Origin of the sequence: Streptomyces sp. NBC_00440 (assembly GCF_036014215.1) — a bacterium.
Lineage (GTDB): Bacteria > Actinomycetota > Actinomycetes > Streptomycetales > Streptomycetaceae > Streptomyces.
Map to the genome: position 1 here is coordinate 5,596,518 of NZ_CP107921.1, position 17,592 is coordinate 5,614,109.

A 17,592-nucleotide genomic window follows, 5' to 3' on the forward strand; every position below is an offset into this window, starting at 1 on the left:
TCGTTCCATGCCACGCCGCACCCTGACGCTGCTCACGTCCACTCTCGTGCTGATCGCCCTGCTGTGCGGCGGAGTGTTCCTCACCGTCCCGTACGCCGAGATGAGCCCGGGGCCGACCGTGAACACGCTCGGCAAGGCGGGCGGCCAGCCGGTTCTGCAGATCGCCGGCCGCAAGACGTACCCGACGAGCGGTCACCTCAACATGGTGACCGTCAGGGTCACCCGCTCCGACTACCGCATGAACCTGGTCGAGGCCGTCTACGGCTGGCTCGCGCACGACAGCGTGGTCGTTCCGCACGACACCCTGTACCCGGAGGGCACGACCGAGCAGCAGTCGACGCAGCAGAACGCCGAGGAGTTCAGCCAGTCCCAGGAGAGCGCCAAGGTCGCCGCCCTGGACGAGCTGGGTATCCCCGTGAAGTCGCGGACCGTGGTCTCCACGGTGGTCAAGGGCAGCCCCGCGCAGGGCAAGCTGCACGCGGGCGATGTGATCAAGGACGTGGACGGCAAGGCCGTCACCGAGCCCGCTGACGTGGCGAAGCTGGTCACCCAGCACAAGCCGGGCCAGTCGGTCGTCTTCACCGTCGTGCCGGCCGGTACCGCGGCCGCCGCGGAGAAGGCGGGCGCCGAGCCGAAGGGCACGAAGAACGTGTCCATCGTCACCGAGAAGGCCCCCGCACCGGACCCGGGCCGGGCCATCGTCGGCATCCAGGCGGGCACCGACCACACCTTCCCGTTCCACATCGACATCAAGCTCGCCGATGTGGGCGGCCCCAGCGCCGGGCTGATGTTCTCCCTCGGCCTCGTCGACAAGCTGACGCCGGGCGACCTGACCGGCGGCAAGTTCGTCGCCGGTACGGGCACCATCGACGACAAGGGCGTGGTCGGGCCGATCGGCGGCATCGAGATGAAGCTCGTCGCCGCGCGTCAGGCGGGCGCCCGGTACTTCCTGACCCCCAGCGACAACTGCGCTGCGGCCGCCGCCGACACCCCGTCGGGCCTCACCCTGGTGAAGGTGAAGGCGATGAAGGACGCGAAGCAGGCGATGGACAAGATCCGCTCCGGGGACACCGCCGGACTGCCCAGCTGCTCTGCCAAGTAGCCACGCGGGCGTCTTCGTGTACGTACGCGCGTGAAGAGGCGGTACGCACACAGCCGCATGGACACGTGGCGGAGCAGCCCGGCCGCCCCGTCCCGCCGCTTACGCCTCGAACGTCACCGAGAGCGCCTCGGCGAGGCCGGGGACCAGCTCCGAGCCGGTGAGCACCTCGTTCGGCGAGTCCTTCGCGCGCAGCCGCAGCGCCGACTCACGGGTGCCGTCCCGCAGTACCGCCACGGTCATCCGGACCTCCTGCCGGTCCGGGTGCTGGGCCACCCAGGCCGTCAGCTGCGCCTCGTCCATCCCGTCCGGTACGGACGCCTCGGCCGACGGCGGCAGCATCAGCCGCTCCACTGTCATGGCGCAGCCGGCGACCGCGTCGGGCCAGGCGATGGTGGCGAGGAACTCGTCGAGCGGGGTGGTGTCCGGGATCTCGTCCTGTTCGACGGGGGTCAGCGACGCGGCGGGCTCGCCGTCATCGAGACCGAGCTGGGCGGCCAGGCCCGGTTCCTGGGTGCGGAGCTTCGCGGTGTCCACGAGTGCGAAGAGTCGGGCGGGCTGGTCCCAGCCGAGACCGGACGCGTACTCGTCGATTTCGAGCACTGCCACGGTGAGCGGACTGGCGGCCATCGGAGGGCCTGAGGGCGAAGAAAGGTTGGGCATGGGCAATATCCTGCCCTCTTCCACCCCGGGAACGGGAACTGGGTAAAGCCTCAGTAAGTTGCATGAGTGGGCTCTACGATCGCGGGGCCTGCTCCACACGACCGCAAACTTCGAGGTGCGCACGTTGGCTTTCCAGATGCCGGACCGCGGCGGAGGCCCGACCGGGCCACGGATCAGAGTGGGACGGCCGTCCCGCGGCGCCCGGACCCTGCTGATGACACTGGGCGTGCTGATCGTCCTGGCCATGGCGTTCATCATGTTCGCCGGGTTCTGGACCGACTGGCTCTGGTACAGATCCGTCGACTACTCATCCGTCTTCACCACCACCCTGTGGACGAAGATCGGGCTCTTCCTCGTCTTCGGCGTACTGATGGGGGCCGCCGTCGGCCTCAACATCTGGCTGGCGCACCGGCTCCGGCCGCCGCTGAGCGCGATGTCGCTGGAGCAGCAGAACCTCGACCGCTACCGGATGGGCATCGCCCCGTACAAGAAGTGGCTGCTGCTCGGGGTGACGGCGGTCGTCGGGCTGATCGCCGGTGCCTCCGCCTCCGGGCAGTGGCGCACCTGGCTGATGTTCGTCAACGGTGTGCCGTTCGGGCAGAAGGACCCCCAGTTCAAGCTGGACGTGTCCTTCTACACCTTCGATCTGCCCTGGTACCGCTTCCTGCTGGGCTTCGGCTTCGCCGCCGCGGTGCTCTCGCTGATCGCCGCCGCGCTGGTGCACTACCTGTACGGAGGGCTGCGCGTCACGAGCCCCGGCGCGCGCGCCACATCGGCGGCCACCGGCCATCTGTCGGTGCTGCTCGGTATCTTCGTGGCGTTCAAGGCCGTGGCGTACTGGCTCGACCGGTACGGACTCGCGGTCAAGTCCAGCGACTTCAAGGCCACGGGCAACTGGACGGGCCTGCGGTATGTGGACGCCAACGCCTATCTCCCGGCGAAGACGATCCTGTTCTGCATCGCGGTCATCTGCGCCCTGCTGTTCTTCGCGACGCTCTGGCGCCGCACCTGGCAGCTGCCGGTGATCGGCTTCGGTCTGATGGTGCTCTCGGCGATCCTGATCGGCGGGCTCTACCCGGCGATCGTGCAGAAGTTCACGGTCCAGCCGAACGAGCAGGCCAAGGAAGCGCCGTACATCCAGAAGAACATCAAGGCCACGCGCCAGGCGTACAACATCGACGACACCAAGGTCGACCAGTACTCGGGCAAGAGCAACACGAAGGACACGACCAAGCAGCGCAACGACGCGAACTCGGCGGCCAGCTACCGGCTGATCGACCCGAACGTCGTCTCGCCGACCTTCCAGCAGCAGGAACAGAAGCGGAAGTACTACGGCTTCCCGGCGACGCTGGACGTGGACCGGTACAACGGCCAGGACACGGTGATCGGGCTGCGCGAGCTGAACATCGCGGGCATCCCGAAGCACAACTGGATCAACGACCACTTCACGTACACCCACGGCTACGGCGCCATCGCGGCCAAGGGCACGGCCACGGACAGCAACGGAGCCCCGGTCTTCACCGAGTCCGGCCTGCCGACCTCGGGATCTCTCCCCGACTACCGGCAGCGGATCTACTACGGCGAGAAGACCACCCAGTACTCGATCGTCGGGGGCCCGCAGAAGGAACTCGACTACGAGAGCAACGGTGAGAAGAACACCAGTTACCAGGGCAAGAGCGGGGTGGACATCTCCAACCCGCTGAACCGCGCCGCGTACGCGGTGGCCTTCAACGAGCCGCAGATGCTCTACTCGGGAGCGATCGGCAAGGGTTCGAAGATCCTCTACAACCGCACGCCGAAGCAGCGCGTCGAGGCGGTCGCCCCCTGGCTGACCATCGACGGCGACTCCTATCCGGCGGTGGTGGACGGGAAAATCCAGTGGGTTGTCGACGCATACACCACCACCAATGGATATCCGTACGCATCCCGTACGACGCTCGGTGACAGCACGGCCGACTCGCTGACCGACAACCAGCGGGCGGTGGTCGCCCAGCAGAACCGGGTCAACTACATCCGCAACTCGGTGAAGGCCACGGTCGACGCCTACACCGGCCAGGTGAAGCTATACCAGTGGGACACCAAGGACCCGGTCCTCAAGACCTGGATGAAGGCGTTCCCGCACACGGTCAAGCCGAAGGCGGACATCCCGGCCGACCTGAAGGCCCATCTGCGTTATCCGCAGGACATGTTCAAGGTCCAGCGCGAGATGCTGGCGCTCTACCACGTCGAGGACCCGAAGCAGTTCTACAGCGGCAGTGATGCCTGGCAGGTGCCCAACGACCCGACCACCAGGGACAACAGGGCTGTGCCGCCCTACTATCTGTCGCTGAGAATGCCGGGCCAGAAGGGCGACAAACAGCAGTTCTCGCTCACCACGACGTTCACCCCCAGCGGGCGCCCGAACCTGGGCGGCTTCATGGCGGTGGACGCGGACGCCGCGAGCCCTGACTACGGCACGATCAGACTCCTCAGAGTCAACTCCGAAGTGCCGGGCCCCGAACAGGTGCAGAACAAGCTCAACGGCCTGGCGAGCGTGGGCAACTTCGTCCGGGACATGAAGGGCGCCGACTCGGACATCGAGTACGGGAACCTGCTCACGGTGCCACTGGACGGAGGGTTCCTCTACGTCGAGCCGGTGTACGCCCAGGGCAACAACGCGCACTATCCGCTGCTGAAGAAGGTGGCCGTCTCGTACGCGGACGCCGACTCACCGGACGGAGACACCACGGCGTTCGAGGACACCCTGCCCCAGGCGCTGGACAAGGTCTTCGGGGTGGCCGGGCAGGAGACGAACCCGCCGTCGACCGGGAACACCACGAGACCGCCGGCGAACGGCACGGTGAAGAAGGCCATCGCCGACGCCCAGCAGGCGTACGAGGACGGTCAGGCCGCGCTGGCGAAGAAGCCGCAGGACTGGACGGCCTACGGCAAGGCTCAGAAGGACCTGCAGGACGCCCTCCAGCGGGCGTCCGACGCAGGGGCCAAGGTCAAGCCGAGCGGCAAGAGTGGCTGACCGGTAGCCGGGACCGGGCCTGATCAGGGGGAAAAGCCCTGATCAGGCCCGATCGCGGGGCGGTAAAGCGGCCGCCCGTGCCGTGGTACGGTTGCAACACAACGGCGCGGGGTGGAGCAGCTCGGTAGCTCGCTGGGCTCATAACCCAGAGGTCGCAGGTTCAAATCCTGTCCCCGCTACTGAAGTCGAAGGCCCGGATCTCGAAAGAGATCCGGGCCTTCTTCATGCGTGTCCGAAGCGGCTGCCCGGTTGCCCGTGCGTGCGACTCCTGTGAAGAAGGCGTTGCCTACGGGAAGTTGGGACTGGTTCATGTTTCACTTACCGCGCTGCGGGAAGTCGACAAAACGCTGTAGTGACCTAGTCGACTGCGATATACCAGGTGTGCGCGAGTTGCACGTAGTGGGACGATGGTGCTTATGGGGGACAGGGCAACTCTGTTGGAGACAGGGCGGTTTGTGCAGAGGCACGCCGAGGACGACCACGACGCCGTCGACGCGGAGGAAACGGCTGACGCCGAGACGGAGGCACGGCACCGGAGCGGTGCCGAGAGCGGTGAAACCGTGTCGATGAGCGTACTGGGTGCGCTGCTGCTGCGCCGCGGGGACCTCGACGGCGCGGAGCGCTGGCTGCGCGCCGCCACCGGGGAGGGGGACCGGGCCGCGGCCAACAACCTGGGCGTGCTGCTGCACCAGCGCGGTTACGCCGAGGAGGCGGCCGGCTGGTGGCGCATCGCCGCAGTCGCGGGCTCCGCCGCCGCGGCCCACGCGCTGGGCAGACACCACCGGGAACGCGGCGACGAGCCCGCCGCCGAATACTGGCTGCGCCAGTCCGCCGAGTCGGGCCACGCGCTGGGGGCGTACGCCCTCGCGGACCTGCTGGAGCACCGCGGTGACATCGGCGCGGAGCGCTGGCTGCGCGCCGCCGCCGAGCAGGGCCACCGGGAGGCCGCCTACCGGCTTGCGCGCGCACTGGACCGCGCTGCCGCGGGCAAGGCCCCGGCGGCCGAGGCCGAGCGGTGGTACCGGCAGGCCGCCGCGCGCGGCCACCGCCGGGCCGCGCTGCACCTCGGCGTGATCCTGGAGAAGCGCGGCGAGCTCAAGGAGGCCGGCCGCTGGTACCTGACGTCCGCCAAGGACGGCGAGGCCCGCGCGGCCTGCGCGCTCGGCTTCCTGCTGCGCGACGCGGGCGACGAGGAGAGCGCCGCCGTCTGGTGGCTGCGTGCCGCCCAGGACGGTGACGGGAACGCGGCCAACGCACTGGGCGCGCTGCACGCCGCCCGCGGCGAGCAGCAGACCGCCGAGCGCTGGTACCGGGCCGCCATGGACGCGGGCGACGTCAACGGCGCGTACAACCTGGCCCTGCTCTGCGCCGCCCAGGAGCGGACGGCGCAGGCCGAGCAGTGGTACCGCCGCGCCGCCTATGCCGGGCACCGGGAGGCGGCCAACGCGCTCGCCGTCCTGCTCCTGCAGAACGGCGACCCGGCCGGCGCGGAGCCGTGGTTCTCCAAGGCGGCCGAGGCGGGCAGCGTGGACGCCGCCTTCAACCTGGGCATCCTGCACGCCGGCCGGGACGACGACCGCGGCGCCTTCGTCTGGTACGAGCGGGCGGCTGCGGCCGGGCACACCGAGGCCGCGCTCCAGGTCGGCATAGCGCTGCTCAGGGACGGCGAGGAGCACACCGCGGAGCGCCACCTGCGCTGCGCCGCGGGCGGCGGCAGCACCGAGGCGGCCTTCCGGCTCGGCGCGCTGCTCGACGCCAGGATGCCGCCGCCGGGCCCGCCCGTGCTCGGCGAGCCCGTCACCGAGAAGAGCGAGTGCGAGGAGTGGTACGAGCGCGCCGCCGAGCAGGGGCACCGCCGTGCCCAGGTCCGGGTCGGGATGCTCGCCGCCTCCCGCAACGACGTCGAGGCCGCTGCGGGCTGGTACCGCGAGGCGGCCGAGGCGGGCAGCCGCAACGGTGCCTTCAACCTCGGGCTGCTGCTGGCCCGCGAGGGGAACGAGCGCGAGGCCGGTCTCTGGTGGGCCAGAGCAGCCAACGCCGGGCACGGCCGGGCCGCCCTGCGCCTCGCGCTGCTCGCCATCCGCCGGGGTGAGCTGGGCGAAGGGCAGAAGTGGTGCAACCGTGCCGTGGAGCTCGGCCCCGCCGAGGTCGCCGAGCGCGCGGCGCGGCTCAGCGAGGCGCTGCGCCAGGAGCTCACCGCGTGACAGCGCGGCCGGTCGTGCGCAGGGGCCGGTCGCCGCTGTCACCGGCCGGCCCCGTCCCGCCCGCCCCGTCCTGCCCCGCCCGTCCCGTCCTGCCCGCGGGAACGGATTTGCGCTGGTCGTCGGTCCCCACGTAGGGTTACAAACACAACGGCGCGGGGTGGAGCAGCTCGGTAGCTCGCTGGGCTCATAACCCAGAGGTCGCAGGTTCAAATCCTGTCCCCGCTACTGAAGACCGAAGGCCCGGACTCGGAAGAGTCCGGGCCTTCGGCATGTTTCGGCATGTACGGCTGTCAGCCGTGCGTCGCGCGTATCAGGGCTTGTGGCCCACCGCCTCCCCGTAGAGCGAGCGGTCCACCACCTTGTTCTCGGGCAGCGGGTCGCCCTGCTCGACCCCGGCGTCCCGGTACGCCTTCTGCAGCCGGTCCGTCGTGCCCTTGCGGATCTCCCAGTCCATCCGGAGCGACGGTGTCGCGGTCAGCACCGACTTGTCGGTCTTCAGCAGCTCGGCCAGTGAGGCCGTGAAGCCCTTGTCGGCCTTGTAGTCGCCGGCGAAGTACGTGTTCACGGTCCGGATGTACGCCCGCAGGAAGGCGACACCCGCGTCCGGGTCCTTGGTCAGCAGATTCGGGCCGAAGAGCAGACCGCCGAGCGGTTCGCCCAGCGGCTGGCCGCCCAGGAAGGTGTACTTCGCGTTCCCGTCGACCTTGCGCCAGACCGGGTCGAGCAGCCAGGCCGAGTCGACCCCGCCGTTCTGCAGCGCCGTCAGGACGTCCGCCGAGCCGAGCTGCTGGAAGCCGATCGAGTTGAGACTGCCGCCGTGCTTCTGGAGGGCCTTCTCCATCGCGTAGGTGACGACCGACCCCTTGCCGATCATCGTGCCCATCCTGCTGCCCTTCATGGTCACCGACGAAGGGGACTCACCGTCCTTCACCCGCGCCCACAGGCCGCTCTTGGACGCCGGGTCGGGGGAGAAGTTCCCGGCGACCCACTTGATGTCGAACCCGCCTCGGATGCCGTTCATCACGGCTGCCTCGGGCGCCGCCCACTGCGCGTCGATATCGCCTTTGGCGAGGAGCGGGAGCCCGTCCGGCGTCGGCAGCACCTTCAGCTGGACGTCCAGTCCCTCCTTCTTGAACTCGCCCTTCTCCACGGCCACTTCGAGTGGTGCGACATACTCCGCGGCCAGTGTTCCGGTCGCGACGACCAGCTTGCGTTTCTTCGCCAGCGGCCGGGGGGCGGGCGCGCCCTTCGTACAGCGGGCCGGTGCCCGGCCGGGGGCGAGGTCGGACGGGTCGGTCCAGCCCTTGGCGCAGCCCGCGACGGCTCTCACCGGGCGGGGCTTCGCAGCGGGCGCCGGCCCGCTGCTGTCGTGTTTCGCGCACCCGGCGGAGACGAGCAGGGAACCGGCGACGAACAGGGTCGTGCAGAGCGTGCTGATACGCATGGAGCCTCCGTACGTACGGACATGGGGGCTGCGGATGAACCCGGTCGGGCGGACGGGCCGGTGTTCAGGACTGGCTGCGACCGCGGTCGCGCGGAGCCCAGGGAGTGAGCAACCGGCCGGCGATCCGCACCAGTTCGGAGAAGAGCACCCCGAGGACGGCCACACAGACGATCCCGACGAACATCACGTCGTTCTGGAAGAGCGCGCGGGAGTCGAAGATCAGATGCCCCAGGCCGTTGGACGCCGCGATCTGCTCGGACGCGACGATGACGAGCACCGCCACCCCCGCCGCGATCCGGGCCCCGACGAGCACCGCGGGCAGTGAGGCCGGCAGCAGGACATGCCGGAACATCTGCCACGGTGACGCGCCGAAGACCTGCCCCGCGTCGCGGTGCCCGGCGGGGACGGCGAGCACCGCCGCCATCGTGGAGATCCAGACGAAGAAGAAGACCGTGGCGGCGACCAGCGCGATCTGCGGTCCCTCGCCCAGTCCGAACATGTTGAGGAAGACCGGCAGCAGAGCGAGCTTCGGGACCACGTACAGCGCGTCGAGCAGCGGTTCCAGCGCTGCCCGTACGAGTGCGAGCGAGCCCATCAGCAGGCCGAGTACGTACCCCGAAACGGTGCCGATCGCATAGCCGCCGAGCACCCGCTTGAGCGTGGCCCACACATCGGGCCAGAGCACGCCCTGGGCGGCGCGGTCCCAGCCGTCGGAGAGGATGGTGGACGGTGCGGGGTAGACCCGGTCGTCGATCCAGGACCGGTCCGCCGCCAGCTGCCAGAGCAGGATCAGGACCACGGGTACGGCGACGGCGAGTGCCAGCTCCAGGGTGCGGCGCCTGCGGTGGGTGCGCACGGGGTGGAGTTCCTGCGGGCCCGGCCGTCTGACCAGCAGCCCGTCCTTCGGGACCTTGACCGCTGTGCTCATGCGGGGACCGCCTCTCCGCGTACCTCGCCGCGCAGCAGCTCCCACAGCTCGGACTTCAGCTCGGTGAACTCGGGCGTCGACCGCATGTCGCCGGACCGGGGCCGGGGGAACGGCGGCCTGCGCTCGGCGATGATCCGGCCGGGGCGCGCCGACATCACCAGGACGCGGTCGCCCAGGACGATGGCCTCTTCGAGGCTGTGGGTGATGAAGAGGGCCGTGGTGCGGGTGGTCTGGGTGAGTTCGAGCAGCTCGTCCTGGAGGATGGTGCGCAGCTGTGCGTCGAGCGCCGCGAACGGCTCGTCCATCAGCAGGATCTCGGGCTCCACGGCCAGGGCGCGGGCGATGGCGACGCGCTGGCGCATACCGCCGGAGAGGGCCGCGGGGTAGGCGTCGGCGAAGTCGGCAAGGCCGATACGGGCCAGCCAGTCGCGGGCGCGGCGGTCGGCCTCCTTGCGCGGTACGCGCTGGATGTCGAGGCCGAACCGGACGTTGGCCAGGACGTTCTTCCAGTCGTAGATGCCGTAGTCCTGGAAGATCATCGCGGCCGGGCGGGCGGACGTGGTGCGGATGGCCAGCTCACCGGTGCTGGGGCGCAGCAGTCCGGCCGCGATCCGCAGCAGGGTGGACTTGCCGCAGCCCGACGGTCCGACGATGCAGGTGAACTCGCCGGGGGCGATGTCCAGATCGATGGGTCCGAGGGCGTCCAGGGCAGTGCGGCCGCGGCCGAAGGCGCGGGTGAGGGACCGGGCGTGGAGTTTCACGGACCGGTCGGGTGCTGGTTCGGGGGTGAGTGGGGGCGGGTGCGGGTCTCCCACGGGATATCTCCTTGCGGAGGGTGCGGACGGATGATCGCCGCAGGATATGACGGGTCGTCAGATACCGGAAGGGGCGTGCACGCACGACGAAGCCCCGGGGGATGTTCGCCCCGGGGCTTCGCTGGAGGTGCGGGTGTGGGTCAGGCTGCGGCGCAGGCCGGGCAGATGCCCCGGTATGTCACCTCTACGTCGGAGATCGTGAAGCCGAAGCGCTCCGCGTCCGGGAGGTCCGTCAGGGGGTTGCCCGCGGGGTGCACATCACGGATGGAGCCGCACTGGGCGCAGACCAGGTGCTGGTGCGGCCGGTGTGCGTTCGGGTCGTACCGCTTGGCGCGGCGGTCCGTGGAGACCTCGATCACCTCGCCGAGGACGACCATCTCGCCCAGGGTGTTGTAGACCGTTGCCCGGGAGATCTCCGGCAGCCTCGACGCGGCGCGGGCGTGCACCTCGTCGGCGGTCAGATGCACGTGGTCCCCGTCGAGGACCTCGGCCACGACGCGGCGCTGGGCGGTCATCCGCCAGCCGCGGTCGCGCAGGCGTTCCAACAGGTCACTCATAAGGCCCAGCCTAACAGGAGAGAGGGTCGAGTCCCGAACTGGTGTGACTTTGGACTATCACTTGACTTAGACAAAGTCCATCGTAGGATCAGGAACGGCACACGCCAAGGGACAGGACCTATCAGGTATGACGCAGGAGGCGCTCGTGACGCAGGGACCACTCACCACGGAGACCGGAGCTCCGGTAGGCGACAACCAGAACAGCGAGACCGCGGGCGCCGGCGGTCCCGTTCTGGTTCAGGATCAGCTGCTCCTCGAAAAGCTCGCGCACTTCAACCGTGAGCGCATCCCGGAGCGCATCGTGCACGCCCGCGGTGCCGGTGCGTACGGCACCTTCACGCTGACCCGCGACGTCTCGCAGTGGACGCGCGCGAAGTTCCTCTCCGAGGTCGGCAAGCAGACCGAGACCTTCCTGCGTTTCTCGACCGTGGCGGGCAACCTCGGCTCGGCGGACGCGGTGCGCGACCCCCGCGGCTTCGCGCTGAAGTTCTACACGGAGGAGGGGAACTACGACCTGGTCGGGAACAACACACCCGTCTTCTTCATCAAGGACGCCATCAAGTTCCCCGACTTCATCCACACCCAGAAGCGCGACCCGTACACCGGTTCGCAGGAGGCCGACAACGTCTGGGACTTCTGGGGCCTCAGCCCCGAGTCGACCCACCAGGTGACGTGGCTCTTCGGTGACCGCGGTATCCCGGCGTCGTTCCGCCACATGAACGGGTACGGCTCGCACACGTACCAGTGGAACAACGCGGCCGGCGAGGCCTTCTGGGTCAAGTACCACTTCAAGACCGACCAGGGGATCAAGAACCTCACCACCGACGAGGCCAACCGCCTCTCGGGTGTGGACCCCGACAGTCACCAGCGCGACCTGCGTGAGTCCATCGAGCGCGGTGAGTTCCCGTCCTGGACCGTGCAGATCCAGGTCATGCCGGCGGCCGACGCGGCCAACTACCGCTTCAACCCGTTCGACCTGACCAAGGTCTGGCCGCACGAGGACTACCCGCCGATCGAGATCGGCAAGCTGGAGCTCAACCGCAACCCGGAGAACATCTTCGCGGAGGTCGAGCAGTCCACCTTCTCGCCGGCCAACTTCGTTCCGGGCATCGGTCCTTCGCCCGACAAGATGCTGCAGGGCCGTCTCTTCGCGTACGGCGACGCCCACCGCTACCGCGTCGGCATCAACGCCGACCACCTGCCGGTGAACCGCCCGCACGCCGCCGAGGCGAACACCAACTACCGGGACGGCGTGCTGTACGACGGCCGTCACAAGGGCACCAAGAACTACGAGCCGAACAGCTTCGGCGGCCCCTTCCAGACGGACCAGCCGCTCTGGAAGTCCACCCAGGTCAGCGGCGCCACGGGCAACCACCCGGCGCCGAGCCACGCGGAGGACGACGACTTCGTCCAGCCCGGCAACCTCTACCGTCAGATGACCGAGGACGAGAAGGGCAGGCTCGTCGAGAACCTGGCCGGCTTCATCTCGCAGGTCTCGCGGGACGACATCGCCGAGCGTGCGGTCAACAACTTCCGCCAGGCCGACGGTGACCTCGGCAAGCGGCTGGAGGCGGCGGTCCAGGCCCTGCGCGCCTGAACCGCGGTGGCCGGCCGGCGCGCCGGCTGAGCAGCAAGCCGGATGAGGGCCGGACCCCCGCGGGGGTCCGGCCCTTCCGGCTGCATCGACCCGTCCGGGCCGACGAGTTGACGGCGTCGGACGGACGGGTCAGCCGAGCAGGTCGGTCGGACGGGTGGCGTCGGGCGGGTCGGTCGGACGGATCAGGAGGAGACCAGCGCCGCGGCCTCGCGCCTGTCCGGCGCCCAGCAGCGGATGATGTCGCGCACCGACACGACGCCGACCGGGCCGACACCGTCGAGCACGATCAGATGGCGGAAGCCGCCGTTCGACATCGCCGCGGCCGCTTCCTCCAGGGTCCAGGAGGGCGCCGCGAAGACGACGTCCGTGGTCGTGTGGGCGCCCGCGGTCTCCCGGTCGGGGTCGAGGCCGCCGCCGACGGCGTTGAGGATGTCGCGCTCGGTGAGAATGCCGACCCCGCAGGTGTCGGGGTCGAGGACGACAGCCGCGCCGATACGGCGTGCGGACATCAGAGTGGCGGACTGTCGGAGCGTGTGCGCGGGGCCGATGGTGAGGACCACCGTGCTCATGGCGTCGCGGACGAGCATGGGGAGTGCCACCTCCTGGGGGAATCCAGCATGCGCCTGAATTCACAAGTTCACAAGTGGGGGGACTCTTAGAGTCGCATCAGCTCGTGAACCCGGCAAGGGTCCGGGAGGGTGAAGTCCTGGGCGGTTGTTCGTCGTTCAGTAGCGCTGGTTGAGATAGCCCAGCAGATCCTGGTGGAGCAGCCCGTTCGACGCGGCCGCGTTGCCGCCCTCGACCCCGCGCACCCCGTCCAGGCTGGTGAACTCGCCGCCGGCCTCCTGGACGACGATGGCGGTGGCCGCCATGTCCCAGAGCGAGAGCTCCGGCTCGGCGCAGATGTCCACCGAGCCCTCGGCGACCATCATGTACGGCCAGAAGTCCCCGTACCCACGGGTCCGCCAGCAGTCCCGGGTCAGATCCAGGAAGCCGTCGAGGCGCCCCTGCGCCTCCCAGCCGCCCAGCGAGGCGTACGCGAACGAGGCGTCCGAGACCTTGGAGACCTTGGAGACGTGCAGCCGGGTGGCCGAGGTCAGGCTGCGCCCGGTGTACGCGCCGCCGCCCTTCGCGGCCCACCAGCGGCGGCCGAGCGCCGGCGCGGAGACCACGCCGACCACCGGTTCGTGGCCCTCGTCGCCCGCCACGGCCAGGGAGATCAGGGTGGCCCAGACCGGGACCCCGCGTACGTAGTTCTTGGTGCCGTCGATCGGGTCGATGATCCAGCGACGGGGGCCCGTGCCCGACAGGCCGAACTCCTCACCGAGGATCGCGTCGCGGGGCCTGGCGCGCTGGAGCTGTCCGCGGATCAGCTCCTCGGCGCCCTTGTCGGCCTCCGTCACGGGGGTCATGTCCGGCTTCGTCTCGACCTTCAGGTCGAGGGCCTTGAACCGGTCCATGGTCGCCGCGTCGGCGGCGTCCGCGAGGACATGGGCGAGGCGCAGATCATCGTGGTAGTCGGGCATGGTCGTCACAGTATCCACCGGGCCCCCGATCGAGCCACAGGGCCCTGTCGGCGGCGGTGCGGCGCCAGGGCCACCCGGCCCGTCGCGGCGCTGGGTATTGACACCCCCGCGGCCTCCGTCAACTCTGAGCGCAGAGCCGTACCGCCCCCGGAGGCGACGATGCCCGCAGCGCGCGAATCCCTGCTCGACTCCGCCCTCGCGGCCCTCGCCGACCGCGACTGGCCCGGTGTGCGCATGGTGGATGTGGCGTCAGCGGCGGGGGTCTCCCGGCAGACCCTCTACAACGAGTTCGGAACCAAGGACGGCCTGGCCCGCGCCCTGGTGCGGCGGGAGGCCGACCGGTACCTCCAGGGCGTGGACCGGGCGCTGGCCGGGCCGGCCGCGGAGCGCGAGCGGATGGTGGCTGTCGCCGAGTGGACGGTCGCCGCCGCCCGTTCGCACCCGCTGGTCCGGGCGCTGCTGACCGGCTGCTGGTCCGGGCGGCTGCCCGCGCCGGGCCCCGCACCCCACCGCGCCGGGCACTCCGCCGGGCCGTACGTCCCCGCGCAGCGCCGTGCGGACTCCGGGCCGCCCGCGCCCGGCGAGCTGATCGCGGCGGTACGGCACCGGGCGGCCCTGGTGCTGGCGGCCGGGCACCTCGACGCGGAGGCGGCCGACCTCGTGTACCGCTGCGAGGTGGCCGTACGCCTTGCGCTCTCGCACATCGTCGCACCAGGTGATCTGACCCTCGATCACCTGGTGCGCGACGCCGTGGTGCGGGCGGCGTGAGCGGCGCGGGCTACTTCTTGAGCCAGCCGACCTTGGTGTAGTCCACGTCGGCGAGGCCGGTCGCGCCGTAGTTGGCCAGGCCCTTGCGGATGGCCGAGATCTGCGGGCGCTGGTACAGCTCGATCGAGTGGCCGAGCTTCCAGATCTCCACGTCGGCCTCGTTGTAGAGCTTGATGGCCTTGGCGTGGTCGGTGGTCTCGCCGGCCTGCTTCATCAGTGCGTCGATCTTCGGGGAGCCGACCGAGCCGAAGTTCTGGAAGAGGTTCTTGCCCTTCGGCTGCTGGAAGACCGGGTAGATCCTGCTCGTGTAGACCTCGTCTACATTGCGGAAGCTGACGAGGTCGAAGTTGCCGGTGTCCACGAACCTGGTGAAGTAGTCGTTGGCCGGGACCTTCTTGATCTCGACCCGTACGCCCACCGCGCCGTACATCTGCTGCACCAGCTCGGCCTGGTCCGTCTGCGACGAACTGCCGCCCGCGCTCAGGATGTAGTCGAGGGTGAGCTTCTTGCCGTCCTTGGTGCGCGGCTTGCCCTCGCCCGCGCTCTTCCAGCCCGCCTCGTCCAGCAGCTTCTTCGCCTTCTCGGGGTCGAACTTGTCGAACTCGCTGGTGTTGTCCCGGTAGCCCTGCTGGTTGGGCATGTAGAAGTGGTTGTCCAGCGGCTTGAGTTCGAAGGCGAGGTCCTTGGCGAAGCTCGCGTTGATGCCCTTGCGGTCGGTCGCCGCCTGGAGGGCGTGGCGCACCCGGATGTCCTTGAGCGGACCACGGCCGCCGTTGAGCGTGATGTGCACCTCGTCCCAGCGCGCCCCGCGCCTGATGGCGGTGTCCGGGTCCTTGACCAGCCGCTTGTAGTCCTCGGGCAGCAGTGCGGGGGCCTCGTCCACCTCCTTGTTGAGGTAGGCCTCCGTGTTCGCGCTGAGGTCGAGGACGCGGTAGACGATCGAGGCGAGCTTGGGCTTGTTGCCCCACCACTTGGGGTCCGGGACCAGGGTGACGGTCTGTCCGGTCCTGTCGTACGAGCCGACCTTGAAGGCGGCGCCGGTGACCGGGGCCTTCTGCGTCCAGCCGGTGTTGAACTTCTTGGGCGTGTCGATGTACGCGGCCGGGTACAGCGGGTCGAAGAGGCGCTGCCAGTCGGCGTACGGCGTGGCGAAGGTGATCTTCACGCCATGCGCGTCGGCGCCCTGCTCGACCTTGGATATCTGGCTGTAGCCGGTGGTGTCGGCCGCCTCGTACGCCTTGTCGGTGCCGTTCAGCGCCTTCCACTGGGCGTGGAAGTCCTGCCAGCTCAGCGGCTTTCCGTCGGACCACTTCGCCTTCGGGTTCAGCTGGTAGGTCACCACCTGGGGGCTGGTGGACGTGACCTTCGCCGAGACCACGAAGTTCGGGTTGGGGTGGCCGACCCCCTTGGCGTCCAGGTCGAACAGGTCGGGCAGGATCGCCGCGTCGAGGTCCGCGCCGTCGCTCTGCTGGCCGTCGACCTGGTTGACGTTGTACTGGTCGATCCACTGGTCGATCCCGAACCGCAGCGACCCGCCCTGCTTCAGGTCGCTCACCGGATGCGCGTTGATGTCCTGGCCGTCCGCCTGCGGAGCGGCCTGCTTCTTGGCCGAGTCGCCGCCGTCGTCGGAAGAACTGCAGCCCGCCACCGCCAGAGTGGCCGACAGTGCTGCGGCGATGGCGACAACGCTGGTTCTGCGCATCGGTGTTCTTCCTTCGGTTCAAGGTGACCTGATCGAGGCCACAGGCTTCCGAGACGGTAAGGCGATCCCGTTGCCCAGCGGGAGAGCAACGGTGATGCTGTTATGCATTCTTTGCGTGCACGCAACAATTTATGGTCAAGCTGGATCAACAAGCCGACGAAAAGCACCCGATGAACAGCACCGGATGATCGGAACCCGATCAACACCGGGCAAAGGCACCGATGGGGCCTGCCGCGGCCGTGATCCCACCACGATCCCCAGCGCCCGAACCCCAGCGGAGGACCAACACCTGTGGCCGCCTTCCTGGCCAAGCGACTCGGCTACTACGCCGTCCTGTTGCTTGTCGCCATCTGCCTGTCGTACCTGCTGGCATCACTCGCGCTCGATCCGCGCGCGTACTACGAGGGGCGTCAGCCGCCCCTCTCGCCCAGCGCCGTCGACCACCACCTGACCATGCTCGGCGTCAACGACCGCACGCCGCTCCTCACCCGCTTCACCAGCTGGGCCGGACACGCCCTGCGCGGTGATCTGGGGAAGACCATCGACGGGACCTCCGTGGACGCGGAGTTCGGCCGCCGGATCGGGGTCAGCCTGCGGCTGCTGCTCCTGGGCAGCATCCTCGGCACGGTCATCGGGGTACTGGCCGGGGCCTGGACCGCCGTACGCCAGTACCGGCTCTCCGACCGCACGGTCACCCTGATCTCCTTCGTACTGCTCTCCACACCGGTGTTCCTGCTCGCGGTGCTGCTGAAGATCGGCGCGATCTGGTTCAACCAGAAGACCGGCACCGACTTCATCGAGTTCACCGGCGAGAAGACCCCCGGCGTGGACTCCGGATTCCTGGCCGTGCTGAAGGACCGGTCGGTGCATCTGCTGCTGCCGACCATCTCCATCGCGCTCGGCACCATCGCCAGCTACAGCCGCTACCAGCGCTCCACGATGCTCGACGTCCTCGGCTCGGACTATCTGCGCACCGCACGGGCCAAGGGCCTCACCCGGCGCACGGCCCTGCTCAAACACGGGCTGCGGACCGCGCTGATCCCCATGTCGACATACTTCAGCTACGGATTCCTGGCGCTATTCACCGGCGCCACCTTCACCGAGACGATCTTCGGCTGGCACGGCATGGGCGAGTGGTTCGTCTCCTCCATCGGCAAGAACGACGTCAACTCGGTTGTCGCCGTCAATGTGTTCGCCGCCGTGCTGGTGCTGCTCTCCGGCTTCCTCGCGGACGTCCTGCACGCCGCGCTCGACCCGCGCATCCGGAACGCCTGAG

14 protein-coding genes and 2 tRNA genes are annotated in these 17,592 nt (G+C 69.3%); 8 read left to right on the plus strand and 8 right to left on the minus strand.

Going from position 1 to position 17,592, the window contains the following annotated elements; genetic code table 11:
- Window positions 1-7: 7 nt before the first annotated feature.
- The gene (locus OHB13_RS25200) at window positions 8-1,102 is read left to right on the plus strand and encodes a YlbL family protein (protein WP_328378602.1); all 1,095 of its coding nucleotides are present in this window, start codon (window positions 8-10) and stop codon (window positions 1,100-1,102) included.
- A 99-nt stretch (window positions 1,103-1,201) separates the two neighbouring features.
- Here OHB13_RS25200 and OHB13_RS25205 read toward each other — a convergent pair whose 3' ends face one another.
- Window positions 1,202-1,762, minus strand: a complete 561-nt coding sequence (locus OHB13_RS25205) for a PPA1309 family protein (protein WP_266853286.1) — start codon at window positions 1,760-1,762, stop codon at window positions 1,202-1,204.
- A gap of 136 nt (window positions 1,763-1,898) precedes the next feature.
- Here OHB13_RS25205 and OHB13_RS25210 point away from each other — a divergent pair, with 136 nt between their 5' ends.
- The 4 genes from OHB13_RS25210 to OHB13_RS25225 all read left to right on the plus strand — a co-directional run bounded on the left by OHB13_RS25210 (window position 1,899) and on the right by OHB13_RS25225 (window position 7,204).
- The gene (locus OHB13_RS25210) at window positions 1,899-4,775 is read left to right on the plus strand and encodes a UPF0182 family membrane protein (protein ID WP_328380384.1); all 2,877 of its coding nucleotides are present in this window, start codon (window positions 1,899-1,901) and stop codon (window positions 4,773-4,775) included.
- A 105-nt stretch (window positions 4,776-4,880) separates the two neighbouring features.
- Window positions 4,881-4,954 (plus strand) — tRNA-Met (locus OHB13_RS25215).
- A gap of 228 nt (window positions 4,955-5,182) precedes the next feature.
- Window positions 5,183-6,979, plus strand: coding sequence for a tetratricopeptide repeat protein (locus tag OHB13_RS25220; protein ID WP_328378603.1), 1,797 nt, complete (start codon window positions 5,183-5,185; stop codon window positions 6,977-6,979).
- A gap of 151 nt (window positions 6,980-7,130) precedes the next feature.
- Window positions 7,131-7,204 (plus strand) — tRNA-Met (locus OHB13_RS25225).
- An 85-nt stretch (window positions 7,205-7,289) separates the two neighbouring features.
- On the opposite strand, the gene OHB13_RS25230 is transcribed toward OHB13_RS25225, so the two are convergent.
- The 4 genes from OHB13_RS25230 to OHB13_RS25245 all read right to left on the minus strand — a co-directional run bounded on the left by OHB13_RS25230 (window position 7,290) and on the right by OHB13_RS25245 (window position 10,723).
- Window positions 7,290-8,423: an ABC transporter substrate-binding protein gene (locus OHB13_RS25230; RefSeq protein WP_328378604.1), complete on the minus strand. Its 1,134-nt coding sequence runs from the start codon at window positions 8,421-8,423 to the stop codon at window positions 7,290-7,292.
- 64 nt (window positions 8,424-8,487) lie between these two features.
- Complete coding sequence (locus OHB13_RS25235; RefSeq protein WP_266853281.1) at window positions 8,488-9,351, minus strand: ABC transporter permease; 864 nt, start codon at window positions 9,349-9,351, stop codon at window positions 8,488-8,490.
- Window positions 9,348-10,166: an ABC transporter ATP-binding protein gene (locus OHB13_RS25240; RefSeq protein WP_401601232.1), complete on the minus strand. Its 819-nt coding sequence runs from the start codon at window positions 10,164-10,166 to the stop codon at window positions 9,348-9,350. The genes OHB13_RS25235 and OHB13_RS25240 overlap by 4 nt, the downstream gene beginning before the upstream one ends.
- A gap of 140 nt (window positions 10,167-10,306) precedes the next feature.
- Entirely contained in the window at window positions 10,307-10,723 is a 417-nt protein-coding gene (locus OHB13_RS25245; RefSeq protein WP_266853279.1) for a Fur family transcriptional regulator, read from the minus strand.
- A 127-nt stretch (window positions 10,724-10,850) separates the two neighbouring features.
- On the opposite strand from OHB13_RS25245, the gene OHB13_RS25250 reads away from it, so the two are divergent.
- On the plus strand, window positions 10,851-12,320 hold the full coding sequence (locus OHB13_RS25250; protein WP_323183657.1) for a catalase: 1,470 nt from the start codon (window positions 10,851-10,853) through the stop codon (window positions 12,318-12,320).
- Window positions 12,321-12,502: 182 nt separating this feature from the next.
- Here OHB13_RS25250 and OHB13_RS25255 read toward each other — a convergent pair whose 3' ends face one another.
- Both OHB13_RS25255 and hisN read right to left on the minus strand, forming a co-directional pair.
- Complete coding sequence (locus OHB13_RS25255) at window positions 12,503-12,907, minus strand: CBS domain-containing protein (protein ID WP_266853276.1); 405 nt, start codon at window positions 12,905-12,907, stop codon at window positions 12,503-12,505.
- Between the two features lie 138 nt (window positions 12,908-13,045).
- Complete coding sequence (gene hisN, locus OHB13_RS25260) at window positions 13,046-13,846, minus strand: histidinol-phosphatase (RefSeq protein WP_266853274.1); 801 nt, start codon at window positions 13,844-13,846, stop codon at window positions 13,046-13,048.
- Window positions 13,847-14,005: 159 nt separating this feature from the next.
- Between hisN and OHB13_RS25265 the strand changes: the two genes are divergently transcribed.
- Window positions 14,006-14,614, plus strand: coding sequence for a TetR/AcrR family transcriptional regulator (locus OHB13_RS25265; RefSeq protein WP_266853272.1), 609 nt, complete (start codon window positions 14,006-14,008; stop codon window positions 14,612-14,614).
- A 10-nt stretch (window positions 14,615-14,624) separates the two neighbouring features.
- Here OHB13_RS25265 and OHB13_RS25270 read toward each other — a convergent pair whose 3' ends face one another.
- Window positions 14,625-16,316: an ABC transporter family substrate-binding protein gene (locus OHB13_RS25270; protein WP_328378605.1), complete on the minus strand. Its 1,692-nt coding sequence runs from the start codon at window positions 16,314-16,316 to the stop codon at window positions 14,625-14,627.
- A gap of 291 nt (window positions 16,317-16,607) precedes the next feature.
- On the opposite strand from OHB13_RS25270, the gene OHB13_RS25275 reads away from it, so the two are divergent.
- Complete coding sequence (locus tag OHB13_RS25275) at window positions 16,608-17,591, plus strand: ABC transporter permease (protein WP_266853270.1); 984 nt, start codon at window positions 16,608-16,610, stop codon at window positions 17,589-17,591.
- The last annotated feature ends 1 nt before the right edge of the window (window position 17,592 follow it).

Excerpts from the sequence above, each read along its gene's own strand:
- hisN (WP_266853274.1), bottom strand. The coding sequence starts at position 13,846 with ATGCCCGACTACCACGATGATCTGCGCCTCGCCCATGTCCTCGCGGAC.
- OHB13_RS25205 (WP_266853286.1), bottom strand. The coding sequence starts at position 1,762 with ATGCCCAACCTTTCTTCGCCCTCAGGCCCTCCGATGGCCGCCAGTCCG.
- OHB13_RS25200 (WP_328378602.1), top strand. The coding sequence starts at position 8 with ATGCCACGCCGCACCCTGACGCTGCTCACGTCCACTCTCGTGCTGATC.
- OHB13_RS25250 (WP_323183657.1), top strand. The coding sequence starts at position 10,851 with ATGACGCAGGAGGCGCTCGTGACGCAGGGACCACTCACCACGGAGACC.
- OHB13_RS25210 (WP_328380384.1), top strand. The coding sequence starts at position 1,899 with ATGCCGGACCGCGGCGGAGGCCCGACCGGGCCACGGATCAGAGTGGGA.
- OHB13_RS25220 (WP_328378603.1), top strand. The coding sequence starts at position 5,183 with ATGGTGCTTATGGGGGACAGGGCAACTCTGTTGGAGACAGGGCGGTTT.
- OHB13_RS25235 (WP_266853281.1), bottom strand. The coding sequence starts at position 9,351 with ATGAGCACAGCGGTCAAGGTCCCGAAGGACGGGCTGCTGGTCAGACGG.
- OHB13_RS25270 (WP_328378605.1), bottom strand. The coding sequence starts at position 16,316 with ATGCGCAGAACCAGCGTTGTCGCCATCGCCGCAGCACTGTCGGCCACT.
- OHB13_RS25245 (WP_266853279.1), bottom strand. The coding sequence starts at position 10,723 with ATGAGTGACCTGTTGGAACGCCTGCGCGACCGCGGCTGGCGGATGACC.
- OHB13_RS25230 (WP_328378604.1), bottom strand. The coding sequence starts at position 8,423 with ATGCGTATCAGCACGCTCTGCACGACCCTGTTCGTCGCCGGTTCCCTG.
- OHB13_RS25255 (WP_266853276.1), bottom strand. The coding sequence starts at position 12,907 with ATGCTCGTCCGCGACGCCATGAGCACGGTGGTCCTCACCATCGGCCCC.
- OHB13_RS25265 (WP_266853272.1), top strand. The coding sequence starts at position 14,006 with ATGCCCGCAGCGCGCGAATCCCTGCTCGACTCCGCCCTCGCGGCCCTC.